This window comes from Pantoea sp. BJFS-204, from assembly GCF_049310725.1.
Lineage (GTDB): Bacteria > Pseudomonadota > Gammaproteobacteria > Enterobacterales > Enterobacteriaceae > Pantoea > Pantoea agglomerans.
This window is the reverse complement of record NZ_JBMOWE010000003.1, coordinates 44,068-57,235: the sequence shown is the minus strand read 5'-3', so window position 1 is coordinate 57,235 and position 13,168 is coordinate 44,068. Positions and strand designations below refer to the sequence as shown.

The following is a 13,168-nucleotide window of genomic DNA, read 5'->3' as shown; positions in this document are numbered from 1 at the left end:
CAGGCGGAAAGCTAAGCGCCTTTTAATCCGGCAAACGCCTCTGCTGCACGGGTCACATTCACTTTCGTCACCTCATACTCTGCCACCGTGACAAACGGATCTTCCGCTAAAATTGCATCCAGCTCTTCTCGTTCCATCTCCCTGACCAGTAACATGCCGCCCGTGCGCGGATCTTTACGTCCCGCTGCAATAAAAAAGCCCGCGTCAAAATAGCGATCCAGCCATTCGATATGGGCTGCCAGCAGCGCTTCAACTTCTTCTACCGGACGAACGTAATTCAGAAAGACCACGTACATGTCAGATCCTTACACTTTGGGGTTGGTCAGTTCACTGAGCAGCGGCAGTAGCACGCGAACGCTGTCGCGGGTTCGCAAGGTTATCTGCCCCGGCAGCCAGCGGTCGAGATAGCTCAGATTATCCAGGTCAGTCTGATGGCGGGTAACGCCATCAGGAAAGTGGGGACTACGATGACGCTGCAGCGCACCATCTTTATTACCCAGCGTCCAGTTGCTGGCGGTCACATCCAGCAGCGGAAAGCCCGCCTTGTCGAAGGCATTAAGAGCGTCAAAATCTTTACGGTTCAGCTGATGACTGGCGGCGGGAATGCCCTGCTGGCGTGCCAGTAACAGGGCTCGTTCGCTGGTCTGCTTGCGCACCGCCCGGGGCGTATTCATGCCGCTGTTAAAATAGAGATGATCGCCGGTGATCAGGCTATTCAGATCGATGACCAGCAGGGTATTCTTCTTCTCACGCGTGCTCATCCGCTCAACATAATCATCCATGCCGTGCAGATCTGCCTCTCCGGCGCTCAGCGCCACAAAGCGTATGCCGTAGTGCAGCGGTTTGCGGCTCAGCTGCTGCGCCAGCTCCAGCATCACGCCAAGACCCGATGCATTATCATCGACGCCCTGCAGGCGTAAGCCGCCCAGGTTGTGCTGGGCCTGGCTGCTATTTTGCGGCGTCCAGGTATCCAGATGTGCCACGATCAGAATCTCCTGCGGCACGCTGCCTGCACGCGCGGCAATCACCGAGGTTGCCGTGAGCTTATGCCAGCGCTGCGTGCCGTCCTCTTCCTGCCACTTATAGCCGGTCCTGAACTGGCGGGTATTGGTCTTATACCCCAGCGCGGTAAATTGCTGTTGCAGGTAGTCGGCTGCCATCAGCTCAGCCGGGCTGCCGCTCATCCGGCCAGGAAACAAGGTGGCGATGTGCCGGACCTGCTGTTCGGCAAACTGGCCAGGCGGAGTGGCCAGAGCCAGCGGAGAAATGAGTGCGCCAAATAAAATTGTCGCTACCCTCAAGCGGAGGGAATAAAACATAGTGCATCCTTTTTCATTATTCGGGAGCCGTTCCGCATGGGGGCCAGGGCCAGCCATGCCGCGCGCATTATATCCTTTTTGTCCCGTGACTTTGTTAGTGGAATCGGGCGCTGTCACTACCGAAAGGCGTAACGGACCATTATCGCTGGCACTTATCTGCTTTTGCTGCCGCAGGTGTGGCTTTCAATATGTGAGCCTGTTCACGAAAAAGCCATTAAATTTCATCTGTTAAGACCAAATTGTTCTGTGCTTTGCGGCGTCGTTATTCCATTCGGTAACTACTCATTCCAATTCGTAATTTCATCTGGATAAACTCAGCGACGTATAGTCGCGTTAATACAAAGTTAAAACATCAGGGTTAACGTGGACTATTTGCCTCTTTTTGCCGATCTTTCTGGCCGCCCGGTTCTGGTTGTCGGCGGGGGAGATATTGCGGCGCGAAAAATTGAACTGCTGCGCCGTGCACGCGCGCGCATTCTGATCGCATCTCGTGAACTCTGCCCTGAACTGCAGGCACTGCTGGATAAGCAGGAGCTGGAGTGGCTGGCGACCGAATTTGACCCGGCCCAGCTGGATGGCGTTTTCCTGGTGATTGCCGCCACCGACGACAACCATCTCAACAGCCAGGTGTTTGAAGCCGCCAACGCGCGGCATAAGCTGGTTAACGTGGTGGATGACCAGCCAAAATGCACCTTTATCTTCCCCTCGATTGTTGACCGCTCACCGCTGGTGGTGGCGATCTCCTCCAGCGGCACCGCACCGGTGCTGGCACGCATGCTGCGCGAAAAAATCGAAACGCTGCTGCCTGCCAGTCTGGGTCAGATGGCTGAAGTGGCCGGACTCTGGCGCGATAAAGTCAAACAGCGCTTCAGCCGCATGTCTGACCGTCGGCGCTTCTGGGAACGCGCTTTCGACGGCCGGTTCGCCAGTGAGATGTCTGCCGGTAACGTCGAAGAGGCGAAACGCACGCTGGACCGCGAACTGCAGGAAGAGCCGACCCGTCAGGGCGAGATCTTTCTGGTGGGCGCCGGGCCGGGCGACAGCGGTCTGCTGACGCTGCGTGGCCTGCAGGTGATGCAGTTAGCCGATGTGGTGCTCTACGACCATCTGGTCAGCGAAGAGGTGCTGGATCTGGTGCGCCGCGATGCCGATCGCATCTGCGTCGGCAAACGGGCCAGCGCGCACACGTTGCCGCAGGAAGAGATCAATCAGATGCTGGTTTCACTGGCGCTGAAAGGCAAGCGCGTCGTGCGCCTCAAGGGCGGCGATCCCTTTATCTTTGGCCGCGGCGGCGAAGAGCTGCAGGCGGCTCAGCAGGCGGGTGTGCCGTTCCAGGTGGTGCCGGGCGTCACCGCGGCTGCCGGTGCGACGGCCTATGCCGGTATTCCGCTGACCCACCGCGACTACGCGCAGAGCGTGATGTTTATTACCGGTCACTGCCGTCCCGATGGGGATGACATTGACTGGCCATCGCTGGCGCGTGCGCGTCAGACGCTGGCTATCTACATGGGAACCGTTAAAGCCGCTGCCATCAGCGAGGCGCTGATTCAGCACGGTCGCGCGCCATCAACGCCGGTGGCGGTGATCAGTCGCGGCACCCGTCAGGATCAACAGGTGCTGACCGGCACCTTGGAACAACTTGAGGCGCTGGCCGCCTCGGCACCCACTCCGGCGCTGCTGGTGATCGGAGAGGTGGTTAATCTGCACGGGCAACTCGCCTGGTTTAAACATTCAGCACAGCAGGGGGCTCGCGAGTCCGCCGTTGTCAATCTGGCTTGAGGGAAAATCATGGACCAAAAACGACTCACTCATCTGCGTCAGCTGGAGGCGGAGAGTATCCACATCATTCGCGAAGTGGCGGCGGAGTTCAGCAATCCGGTGATGATGTATTCCATCGGCAAAGACTCCTCGGTCATGCTCCATCTGGCGCGTAAAGCCTTCTACCCAGGCACGCTACCCTTCCCGTTGCTGCATGTGGATACCGGCTGGAAATTCCGTGAAATGTACGAATTTCGCGACCGCACCGTGAAAGCGATGGGTGCAGAGTTGCTGGTTCACCGCAACCCGGAAGGCGTGGCGATGGGCATCAACCCCTTTGTTCACGGCAGTGCCAAACACACTGACATCATGAAAACCGAAGGGCTGAAGCAGGCGCTGAACAAATATGGTTTTGATGCAGCCTTTGGCGGCGCACGTCGTGATGAAGAGAAGTCACGCGCCAAAGAGCGTATCTACTCATTCCGTGACCGCTTCCATCGCTGGGATCCGAAAAACCAGCGCCCTGAGCTGTGGCACAACTACAACGGTCAGATCAACAAGGGTGAAAGCATCCGCGTCTTCCCGCTGTCGAACTGGACCGAACTGGATATCTGGCAGTACATCTTCCTGGAAAACATCGAGATTGTGCCGCTCTATCTCGCCGCACCGCGTCCGGTGCTGGAGCGTGATGGCATGCTGATGATGATCGATGACGATCGCATCAACCTGCAGCCGGGTGAAGAGATCACCGAACGGATGGTCCGTTTCCGTACGCTCGGCTGCTGGCCGCTGACCGGCGCGGTAGAGTCCGAGGCGCAGACGCTGCCGGAGATCATCGAAGAGATGCTGGTTTCCACCACCAGCGAGCGTCAGGGCCGCATGATCGATCGCGATCAGTCCGGTTCGATGGAACTGAAAAAACGTCAGGGTTATTTCTAAGGAGACGCCAGATGAATACCGTAATTGCACAACAGATTGCCGACCAGGGCGGCGTTGAAGCCTGGCTGACCACGCAACAACACAAGAGCCTGCTGCGTTTTCTGACCTGCGGCAGCGTTGACGACGGAAAAAGTACCCTGATTGGACGTCTGCTACACGACACCCGTCAGATCTATGAAGATCAGCTCTCGTCGCTGCACAACGACAGCAAACGTCACGGCACCCAGGGCGAGAAGCTCGATCTGGCGCTGCTGGTAGATGGTCTGCAGGCTGAGCGTGAGCAGGGCATTACCATTGATGTGGCCTACCGCTACTTCTCGACCGAAAAGCGTAAATTTATTATCGCCGACACGCCGGGACATGAGCAGTACACCCGTAACATGGCGACCGGTGCGTCAACCTGCGATCTGGCGATCCTGCTGATCGATGCGCGTAAAGGCGTACTGGATCAGACCCGCCGCCACAGCTTTATCTCGACGCTGCTGGGGATCAAACACCTGGTGGTGGCGATCAATAAGATGGATCTGGTGGAGTACAACCAGGAGCGCTTCGAGCAGATCAAACAGGATTACCTCGACTTTGCTGCGCAGCTGCCGGAAGACCTCGATATCCGCTTTGTGCCGATGTCGGCGCTGGAAGGGGATAACGTCGCCTCTGCCAGTCAGACCATGCCGTGGTATAGCGGCCCGACGCTGCTGGATGTGCTGGAGACCGTGGAGCTGAAGCGCGTCGTCGATCATCAGCCGATGCGTTTCCCGGTGCAGTATGTCAACCGTCCGAACCTCGATTTTCGTGGCTATGCCGGCACTCTGGCGTCGGGCAGCGTGCAGGTAGGCCAGCGCGTTAAAGTGCTGCCTTCTGGCGTGGAGTCGACCATTGCCCGCATTGTGACCTTCGATGGCGATCTGCAGGAAGCGGGTGCAGGCGAAGCGATTACCCTGGTGCTGCAGGATGAGATTGATATCAGCCGTGGCGATCTGCTGGTGGATGCCAGTGAAGAGCTGGCAGCGGTTCAGTCTGCCAGCGTTGACGTGGTCTGGATGGCAGAGCAGCCGCTGCAGGCCGGTCAGAGTTATGACCTGAAAATCGCCGGTAAGAAAACCCGTGGCCGGGTAGAGAAGGTGCTGCATCAGGTCGAGATCAACTCACTGGAGACGCGCCAGGTCGATACGCTGCCGCTGAACGGTATCGGTCGCATTGAGATCACCTTTGACGAACCGATGGTGCTCGACAGCTATCAGCAGAACCCGGTAACCGGCGGCATGATCTTTATCGATCGCCTGAGCAACGTCACCGTGGGTGCCGGCATGATCCATCAGCCAAACCATGATGCCCCGGTTAATACCGGCGAGTTCAGCGCGTTTGAGCTGGAACTGAATGCGCTGGTGCGCCGCCACTTCCCACACTGGAATGCGCGCGACCTGCTGGGCGGTCAGTAATGGCTCAGCACGACGATAATGTGGTGTGGCATGATCATCCGGTGACACGCGCCTCTCGCGAACAGCAGCATGGCCATCAGGGCGTGGTGCTGTGGTTCACCGGGCTTTCGGGCTCGGGGAAATCCACCGTTGCCGGTGCGCTGGAGCAGGCGCTGCACCGCATCGGCGTCAGCACCTATCTGCTGGATGGTGATAATGTGCGTCACGGCCTCTGTCGTGACCTCGGTTTCAGCGATGATGACCGTAAAGAGAATATCCGTCGCGTCGGTGAAGTGGCGAAACTGATGGTGGATGCCGGACTCGTGGTGCTCACTGCCTTTATTTCGCCGCATCGCGCCGAGCGTCAGATGGTGCGCGATCTGCTGGAGCCGGGACAGTTTATCGAGGTATTTGTCGATACGCCGTTAGCCGTGTGTGAAGCGCGTGATCCGAAAGGGTTGTATCGCAAAGCGCGGGCCGGTGAACTGCGTAATTTCACCGGCATCGACAGCGTCTATGAGGCGCCCGATAGCCCGGAAATCCAGCTGGATGGCGAACAATTGGTTACAAAACTGGCCGCCCAATTGTTAGACCTGCTGCGTGACCGCGATATCATCAGATCCTGAAGAGACAGCGGCAAATCGTTTCTGATTTGCCGCCCTCGCGCCAACAGGATGCCTATGCAGAACATTACCCCAATGCTCGCCCGAAAAGATGACTCCTCCCCGGATGAGCCGCGCTCATTGCTGCCGGGCGGCGTTATCGGCTTTCTCGCTTACTGGTGCGCGCTGGCGATTCCTTTCCTGCTGTTCGGCTCTAACACGCTGTTCTTCTTTCTTTATACCTGGCCATTCTTTCTGGCGCTGCTGCCGGTTGCGGTGGTCACGGGTATCGCGCTGAATACGCTGCTGAGTGGACAGTGGCTGTGGGCCGCGCTCGCCACGGTGATCATGGTGGTCACGCTCTTCTGGTTAATGTTCTCTTTTCTCTCTGGCTGGTAAGCCCTCAGTGCGCCCGCGCTGATGTGCAAACGCATCGGCAGGTTACAAATCTTTTCCCGTCTGAATCGGTACTGATTCATATTTTGCGCAGACGCGCAGCAAAGCGCGCCATTTTCTCCGCTGGTGTGGAGTCCTGTGCAAAGTTATGGGATGATTGGGCCGTTTTTAGGGGGCGGGATGGGAAAACTGACGTTACTGTTATTGGTGCTGCTTGGCTGGCTGCAATATTCGTTGTGGCTGGGGAAAAATGGCATCCATGACTATACGCGCGTCAATGATGATGTCGCGGTGCAACAGGCAAACAATGCCAAACTGAAATCGCGAAACGATCAGCTGTTTGCCGAAATTGACGATCTCAATGGCGGCTCGGAAGCGATCGAGGAGCGTGCACGCAATGAACTGGGCATGATTAAGCCCGGTGAGACTTTCTATCGTCTGGTGCCTGACCAGAACAAACGCAACGCGCAACAAGCAGCGCTTAACCAACAACGATAAAACATGAACACTCTGGCCTCCCTTGCGGATGTGATTGCCGTGGTGCCCGCTGCCGGGATCGGCAGCCGCATGCAGGCAACCTGTCCGAAGCAGTATCTGACGATTGGTCAGCACACCCTTCTGGAACACAGCATTGCGCGTCTGTTTTCCCATCCCGCTATCAAACAGGTGATTGTCGCCCTCAGTCCTGATGACCAGCACTTCGCTTCACTGCCGCTGGCACGCGATCCGCGCGTGCTCAGGGTGACAGGCGGAGAGACCCGCGCCGAATCGGTGCTGGCCGGATTGCAGGCTGCACAGGGTTCCGCCTGGGTGCTGGTCCATGACGCCGCGCGTCCCTGTCTGCATCCCGACGATCTCCAGCAACTGCTCAACGTGCGTGAAAAGAGCCACGTTGGCGGGATTCTGGCCGCGCCAGTGCGTGACACCATGAAACGGGGCGAGCCGGGCAAAGCCGCGGTGGCCCATACCGTAGAGCGCGACGATCTCTGGCACGCCTTAACGCCGCAATTTTTCCCTCATGCGCTGCTCACCGCCTGCCTGACGCGGGCGCTGGCAGAAGGCGCGACCATCACCGATGAAGCCTCGGCGCTGGAGTATTGCGGCTACCACCCGCTGTTAGTCAGCGGACGCAGTGATAACATCAAAGTCACCCGGCCAGAAGATCTGGCGCTGGCGGCTTTTTATCTGAGTCAGATTCAATTAAAGGAGAGCGCATGATGCGTATCGGTCACGGTTTTGACGTTCACGCCTTTGGCGGAGAGGGTCCGTTAGTGATTGGCGGTGTGCGGATCCCGTTTGAGCAGGGTTTTATCGCCCATTCGGATGGCGATGTGGCGCTGCATGCGCTGACTGACGCGCTGCTGGGCGCAGTGGCGATGGGCGATATCGGCAAGCTGTTTCCTGACACCGATCCGGCCTTTAAAGGGGCGGACAGCCGCGGCCTGCTGCGTGAGGCCTGGCGCCGTATCGAAGCCAAAGGCTATCGCATCGGTAATGTCGACGTCACGATTATTGCTCAGGCACCGAAAATGCTGCCGCACGTGCCACAGATGCGGATCAATATTGCAGAAGATCTGGGCTGCCATATGGATGCGGTCAACGTCAAAGCGACCACCACCGAGAAGCTGGGCTTTACCGGGCGCGGCGAAGGCATCGCCTGTGAAGCGGTGGCGTTAGTCCTGAAAGCTGACAGCCAATGATGCTGAATTACCTGCACGGCACACCCGTGGCCTCCGGCGTGATCAAAGCCAATCCGGAAGATTTCGTGGTAGTTGAAGATCTCGGTTATGGCGCGGATGGTGAAGGTGAGCACCTGCTGGTGCGCATCCGTAAAGTGGGGGCCAATACCCGCTTTGTGGCTGAGGCACTGGCGAAGTATCTCGGTATTCATCAGCGCGACATGAGTTATGCCGGAATGAAAGATCGCCATGCGGTGACGGAACAGACTCTCTGTTTTCGCCTGCCGGGTAATGCGATGCCCGATCTGCGCGGTTTTGAGCTGGAAGGGGTCGAGATTCTGCAGGCAGTGCGTCACAAACGTAAGCTGCGCATCGGCGCACTGGCGGGGAACGCGTTCCGGCTGATCATCCGCCAGATCAGTGACCGTGATGCGGTTGAAACGCGTCTGGCGCAGATTCGCGATGCGGGCGTGCCGAACTATTTTGGTGAACAGCGTTTTGGTCGCGGCGGCAATAACCTGGTGATGGCAGAAAAGTGGGCGAGCAATGAGATCATTATTCGCGACCGCAACAAGCGCAGCCTGATGCTCTCTGCCGCGCGCAGTGCGCTGTTTAATCAGGTGACCAGTGCGCGTCTGCAACAGCAGGGTGGGCTGACTCAGGTGCTCAACGGCGATGCGTTGCAGCTGACCGGACGAGGCAGCTGGTTTGTCGCCCAGCCTGATGAACTGGCAGAGTCACAGCGCCGGGTTGATCAGCATGAGCTGCGCATCACCGCGCCGCTGCCGGGACGGGGCGAGCCTGGCCCGCAGGCTGACGCGCTGGCCTTTGAACAGCAGGCGCTGGCTGATGAGACGCTGCTGCTGGGACTGATTGAACGTGAGAAGGTTGATGCTGCACGCCGTGCCATGCTGGTGGTGCCGCGCGATATGCAGTGGAGCTGGTGGGATGATGTCACGCTGGAACTGGCATTCTGGCTGCCAGCGGGCAGCTTTGCCACCAGCGTGGTCCGGGAGCTGCTGACCCACGCGGACTCGCCCGATCAGATTGATGAGTAATCTTCGCCGCAACCTGACCCGCAGTGTGGGTAATGTTGCGGCAAACCCCCACCGTCGTGTGATTTACGCCTACCACTTCCTTGCGCGCCTCGCTAGAATGCAAAAATCGCCGTCTATTCCTCACCTGTTGCCATGCCGTTAAAACAGGTTCCGTCACGGCGACCAGTCGAATAAAAAAAGGTCAGAACGAAATGCGGATATTGCTCAGTAACGATGACGGCATTCATGCGCCAGGCATTCAGACTCTGGCGAAAGCCCTGCGGCAGATTGCTGACGTGCAGGTTGTTGCCCCCGATCGTAACCGAAGCGGTGCCTCGAACTCATTAACGCTGGAAACGCCTCTGCGCACCTTCACCCATGAAAACGGCGATATCGCCGTCCAGATGGGGACGCCGACCGACTGCGTCTATCTGGGGGTGAATGCGCTGATGCAGCCGCGTCCCGACATTGTGGTGTCGGGCATCAATGCCGGCCCCAATCTGGGCGATGATGTGATCTACTCCGGCACGGTGGCGGCAGCGATGGAAGGGCGACACCTTGGCTTGCCGGCTATCGCGGTTTCGCTCAACGGCCATCAGCATTACGCCACCGCGGCGGCCGTGACCTGCGCGCTCCTCAGGGCGCTGACGCATGAACCGCTGCGCACCGGCCGCATTCTCAACATCAACGTTCCCGATCTGCCGTTGTCAGAACTCAAAGGCATCCGCGTGACGCGCTGTGGCAGTCGCCATCCGGCGGATCAGGTGATTGCGCAGCAGGATCCGCGTGGCAATACACTCTACTGGATTGGTCCGCCAGGCGAAAAACTGGATGCGGGCCCGGATACGGACTTCGCCGCCGTGGATCAGGGCTACGTCTCTGTCACGGCACTCCATGTCGATTTAACGGCGCACAGCGCGCAGAACGTGCTCAGTGACTGGCTGGCTAAAGCTGAGGTGAACCTGGCATGGTGAATCGGCGTATTGAGACGTTGCTGTCACAACTGCGTCAGCAGGGCATCGATGATGAAAACCTGCTGAAAGCCATCAGCGAGGTGCCGCGCGAACGTTTTATCGACGAAGCGTTCGAGCATAAAGCCTGGGACAATGTTGCCTTGCCCATCGGCTCCGGTCAGACGATATCACAGCCCTACATGGTCGCGCGGATGACTGCGCTGCTTGGACTTAATCCGCATTCGCGTGTGCTGGAGATTGGTACGGGTTCAGGTTATCAGACGGCGATTCTTGCCCATCTGGTGGACCATGTTTATTCAGTGGAACGCATTAAAGGGCTGCAGTGGCAGGCCAAGCGCCGTCTGAAACAGCTGGATCTGCATAATGTCTCAACCCGTCATGGTGATGGCTGGCAGGGCTGGCCTTCACGTGGCCCCTTCGATGCCATCATCGTCACGGCTGCACCGCCTGAAATTCCGATTGCGCTGATAGCACAACTGGCAGAAGGCGGCATCATGGTGCTGCCGGTTGGTGAAGATCAGCAGGTACTGAAGCGCCTGCGTCGTCAGGGCGAAGAGGTGATGGAAGAGACCATCGAACCAGTGCGTTTTGTCCCGCTGGTGCAGGGCGATCTGGCCTGACCCTCTTCGTATTTCTTCACAACTGTTTCATAGCACCACGTACCTGATGTTGTTACTATCCAGTTTATTCATCGAAAACGCAGATTTTATCGCGCCGCGCAGAGTATCCTGCTGGCAGATACAGTGAAACAGATAGATCAGAGTTGCCATCACGGGGGATTAATGAGCACGGGAAGCACACTTTTTCAGTTACGCCGTCTGGCGGCGCTTTCACTGGTAGGTTTTTGGCTGGCAGGCTGTAGCTCCAGCGACAACTCACAGGCACCCATCAGTCGCGTTGGCGACAATGGTGGCATGAACACTAACCAGTCTGGAGCAGACATGAGTTCAGGCGGCGTTCCTGCCACGCCAGCCCAGGGACAAATGTTAAGCAAAAATTCAGCATCTGCCCCCGCTAGTGGTGGAATGATTAGTACCAACAGCAATGTTGAGACGCAGAATGGCCGGATTGTTTACAATCGCAGTTATCAGAACATTCCTAAGGGTAGCTACTCCGGTGAAACTTATACCGTTAAGCGTGGCGACACATTGTTTTACATCGCCTGGATTACCGGCAACGATTTCCGTGATTTAGCCCAGCGCAACAATGTTCCGGCGCCATATGGCCTGAATGTCGGACAAACTTTGCAGATTGGCAATGGGTCGGGTCAGCCGATTACTGGCGGCAATCCCATTACCGTTGCTGATGCAACGCAGGGCGGCGTTCCGGCGGCGCCACAAATTAAATCGCCTGCTGTTGCACAGCAACCTGTTATTACGTATTCTGATGATTCAGGTAATTCGGGTGGCAGCAAAATGTTGCCTTCGAATGGAGCAAATGTTGCAACGACAACAGCTCCAGTCGTTACCGCACCCCCAACGGTTAGCAGTACAACCAACAGTTCAACGCCGGTCGGAAGCTGGCGCTGGCCGACTGACGGGAAGATCATCGATAACTTCTCTGCCGCCGAAGGTGGCAATAAAGGTATCGATATCGCCGGGACGCGCGGACAATCTGTGGTCGCCACTGCTTCAGGACGAGTGGTTTACGCAGGTAACGCACTCCGGGGTTACGGTAATTTAATCATCATTAAACACAACGATGATTACCTGAGCGCCTACGCCCACAACGATACAATGCTGGTCCGGGAACAACAGGAAGTTAAGGCGGGGCAAAAGATCGCTACCATGGGTAGCACCGGAACCAGTTCAGTCAGATTACACTTTGAAATTCGTTACAAGGGGAAATCCGTAAACCCGTTGCGTTATTTACCGCAGCGATAATCCGGCAGAACAAAACAGGTTTATGTTCTGCCCTGGAATCACGGGTAGGAGCCGCTTATGAGCCAGAATACGCTGAAAGTAAACGAGTTACATGAGAACGCGGAATTCGATGAGAACGGAGCTGAAATTTTTGACGAGAAGGCACTCGTTGAAAATGAAGCCAGTGATAGCGACGTAGCGGAAGAAGAGTTGCTATCACAGGGTGCGACGCAACGTGTGTTAGATGCGACGCAGCTCTATCTCGGGGAGATTGGCTATTCTCCGTTGTTAACGGCAGAGGAAGAAGTCTTCTTCGCTCGCCGTGCATTGCGGGGTGATATCCCTTCCCGTCGCCGTATGATCGAAAGTAACTTACGCCTGGTGGTGAAAATCGCTCGTCGTTACAGCAATCGTGGTTTAGCTCTGCTGGACCTGATTGAAGAAGGTAACCTCGGCCTGATTCGCGCCGTAGAGAAATTTGACCCGGAGCGCGGGTTCCGTTTCTCAACGTACGCCACCTGGTGGATTCGTCAGACTATTGAACGGGCGATCATGAATCAAACCCGTACCATCCGTCTGCCGATTCACATTGTGAAAGAACTGAATGTTTATCTGCGTACTGCGCGTGAACTTTCCCACAAGCTCGACCATGAGCCGAGTGCGGAAGAGATCGCAGAGCAGCTTGATAAACCGGTTGATGACGTAAGCCGCATGTTACGTCTTAACGAACGCATTACCTCGGTTGATACGCCATTAGGCGGTGATTCTGAAAAAGCGCTGCTGGATATTCTGGCCGATGAGAAAGACAACGGACCGGAAGACACCACGCAGGACGATGATATGAAACAAAGCATCGTTAAATGGCTGTTCGAACTGAACGCCAAGCAGCGTGAAGTGCTGGCACGTCGTTTCGGCCTGTTGGGCTATGAAGCGGCAACACTTGAGGATGTGGGTCGTGAAATCGGCTTAACCCGCGAGCGTGTACGCCAGATTCAGGTTGAAGGTTTACGCCGTCTGCGTGAAATCCTGCAGGCGCAGGGCCTCAGCATTGAAGCACTGTTTCGTGAATAATCGTTAACAGTAAATCTGAGTTTGAATGCGAAAAGCGATGGTGAAAACCATCGCTTTTTTTATGTCTGCAGAAAAGTGATTTGCGGGCGAGCAAGCATCGCACCGCGCATTAA

Annotated in this window: 15 protein-coding genes; 13 read left to right on the top strand and 2 right to left on the bottom strand. The window is 56.9% G+C overall.

Features of this window, described 5'->3' with window-relative positions:
* Window positions 1-11: 11 nt before the first annotated feature.
* Window positions 12-296 carry a YciI family protein gene (locus tag ACO6VX_RS11410; RefSeq protein ID WP_010248560.1) on the bottom strand — a complete coding sequence of 95 codons (285 nt, stop codon included), beginning with the start codon at window positions 294-296 and terminating at the stop codon, window positions 12-14.
* 9 nt (window positions 297-305) lie between these two features.
* The gene (locus ACO6VX_RS11405) at window positions 306-1,319 is read right to left on the bottom strand and encodes an aminopeptidase (protein ID WP_010672132.1); all 1,014 of its coding nucleotides are present in this window, start codon (window positions 1,317-1,319) and stop codon (window positions 306-308) included.
* Between the two features lie 363 nt (window positions 1,320-1,682).
* Between ACO6VX_RS11405 and cysG the strand changes: the two genes are divergently transcribed.
* From cysG to rpoS, 13 genes are all read left to right on the top strand, one after another.
* The gene (gene cysG, locus ACO6VX_RS11400) at window positions 1,683-3,098 is read left to right on the top strand and encodes a siroheme synthase CysG (RefSeq protein ID WP_422431809.1); all 1,416 of its coding nucleotides are present in this window, start codon (window positions 1,683-1,685) and stop codon (window positions 3,096-3,098) included.
* Window positions 3,099-3,107: 9 nt separating this feature from the next.
* Complete coding sequence (gene cysD, locus ACO6VX_RS11395; protein ID WP_010248554.1) at window positions 3,108-4,016, top strand: sulfate adenylyltransferase subunit CysD; 909 nt, start codon at window positions 3,108-3,110, stop codon at window positions 4,014-4,016.
* An 11-nt stretch (window positions 4,017-4,027) separates the two neighbouring features.
* Window positions 4,028-5,455: a sulfate adenylyltransferase subunit CysN gene (cysN, locus tag ACO6VX_RS11390; protein WP_010248552.1), complete on the top strand. Its 1,428-nt coding sequence runs from the start codon at window positions 4,028-4,030 to the stop codon at window positions 5,453-5,455.
* Window positions 5,455-6,060 carry an adenylyl-sulfate kinase gene (gene cysC / locus ACO6VX_RS11385; RefSeq protein ID WP_013358869.1) on the top strand — a complete coding sequence of 202 codons (606 nt, stop codon included), beginning with the start codon at window positions 5,455-5,457 and terminating at the stop codon, window positions 6,058-6,060. Before cysN ends, cysC begins: the two co-directional genes overlap by 1 nt.
* A 54-nt stretch (window positions 6,061-6,114) precedes the next feature.
* Window positions 6,115-6,435, top strand: coding sequence for a DUF3561 family protein (locus tag ACO6VX_RS11380; protein WP_010248547.1), 321 nt, complete (start codon window positions 6,115-6,117; stop codon window positions 6,433-6,435).
* Window positions 6,436-6,612: 177 nt separating this feature from the next.
* Window positions 6,613-6,930, top strand: a complete 318-nt coding sequence (gene ftsB, locus ACO6VX_RS11375; protein WP_010248545.1) for a cell division protein FtsB — start codon at window positions 6,613-6,615, stop codon at window positions 6,928-6,930.
* A gap of 3 nt (window positions 6,931-6,933) precedes the next feature.
* A complete protein-coding gene (gene ispD / locus ACO6VX_RS11370) occupies window positions 6,934-7,650 on the top strand; it encodes a 2-C-methyl-D-erythritol 4-phosphate cytidylyltransferase (RefSeq protein ID WP_031593988.1) in 717 nt (238 codons plus the stop codon).
* Complete coding sequence (ispF, locus tag ACO6VX_RS11365) at window positions 7,650-8,132, top strand: 2-C-methyl-D-erythritol 2,4-cyclodiphosphate synthase (protein ID WP_010248541.1); 483 nt, start codon at window positions 7,650-7,652, stop codon at window positions 8,130-8,132. Before ispD ends, ispF begins: the two co-directional genes overlap by 1 nt.
* On the top strand, window positions 8,129-9,169 hold the full coding sequence (gene truD, locus ACO6VX_RS11360; RefSeq protein WP_187484744.1) for a tRNA pseudouridine(13) synthase TruD: 1,041 nt from the start codon (window positions 8,129-8,131) through the stop codon (window positions 9,167-9,169). The genes ispF and truD overlap by 4 nt, the downstream gene beginning before the upstream one ends.
* A gap of 191 nt (window positions 9,170-9,360) precedes the next feature.
* On the top strand, window positions 9,361-10,122 hold the full coding sequence (gene surE / locus ACO6VX_RS11355; protein ID WP_003849099.1) for a 5'/3'-nucleotidase SurE: 762 nt from the start codon (window positions 9,361-9,363) through the stop codon (window positions 10,120-10,122).
* Entirely contained in the window at window positions 10,116-10,742 is a 627-nt protein-coding gene (locus tag ACO6VX_RS11350) for a protein-L-isoaspartate(D-aspartate) O-methyltransferase (RefSeq protein WP_010248537.1), read from the top strand. Before surE ends, ACO6VX_RS11350 begins: the two co-directional genes overlap by 7 nt.
* A gap of 162 nt (window positions 10,743-10,904) precedes the next feature.
* The gene (gene nlpD / locus ACO6VX_RS11345) at window positions 10,905-12,005 is read left to right on the top strand and encodes a murein hydrolase activator NlpD (RefSeq protein ID WP_010248535.1); all 1,101 of its coding nucleotides are present in this window, start codon (window positions 10,905-10,907) and stop codon (window positions 12,003-12,005) included.
* Between the two features lie 57 nt (window positions 12,006-12,062).
* A complete protein-coding gene (rpoS, locus tag ACO6VX_RS11340; protein WP_003849090.1) occupies window positions 12,063-13,055 on the top strand; it encodes an RNA polymerase sigma factor RpoS in 993 nt (330 codons plus the stop codon).
* Window positions 13,056-13,168 lie beyond the last annotated feature (113 nt).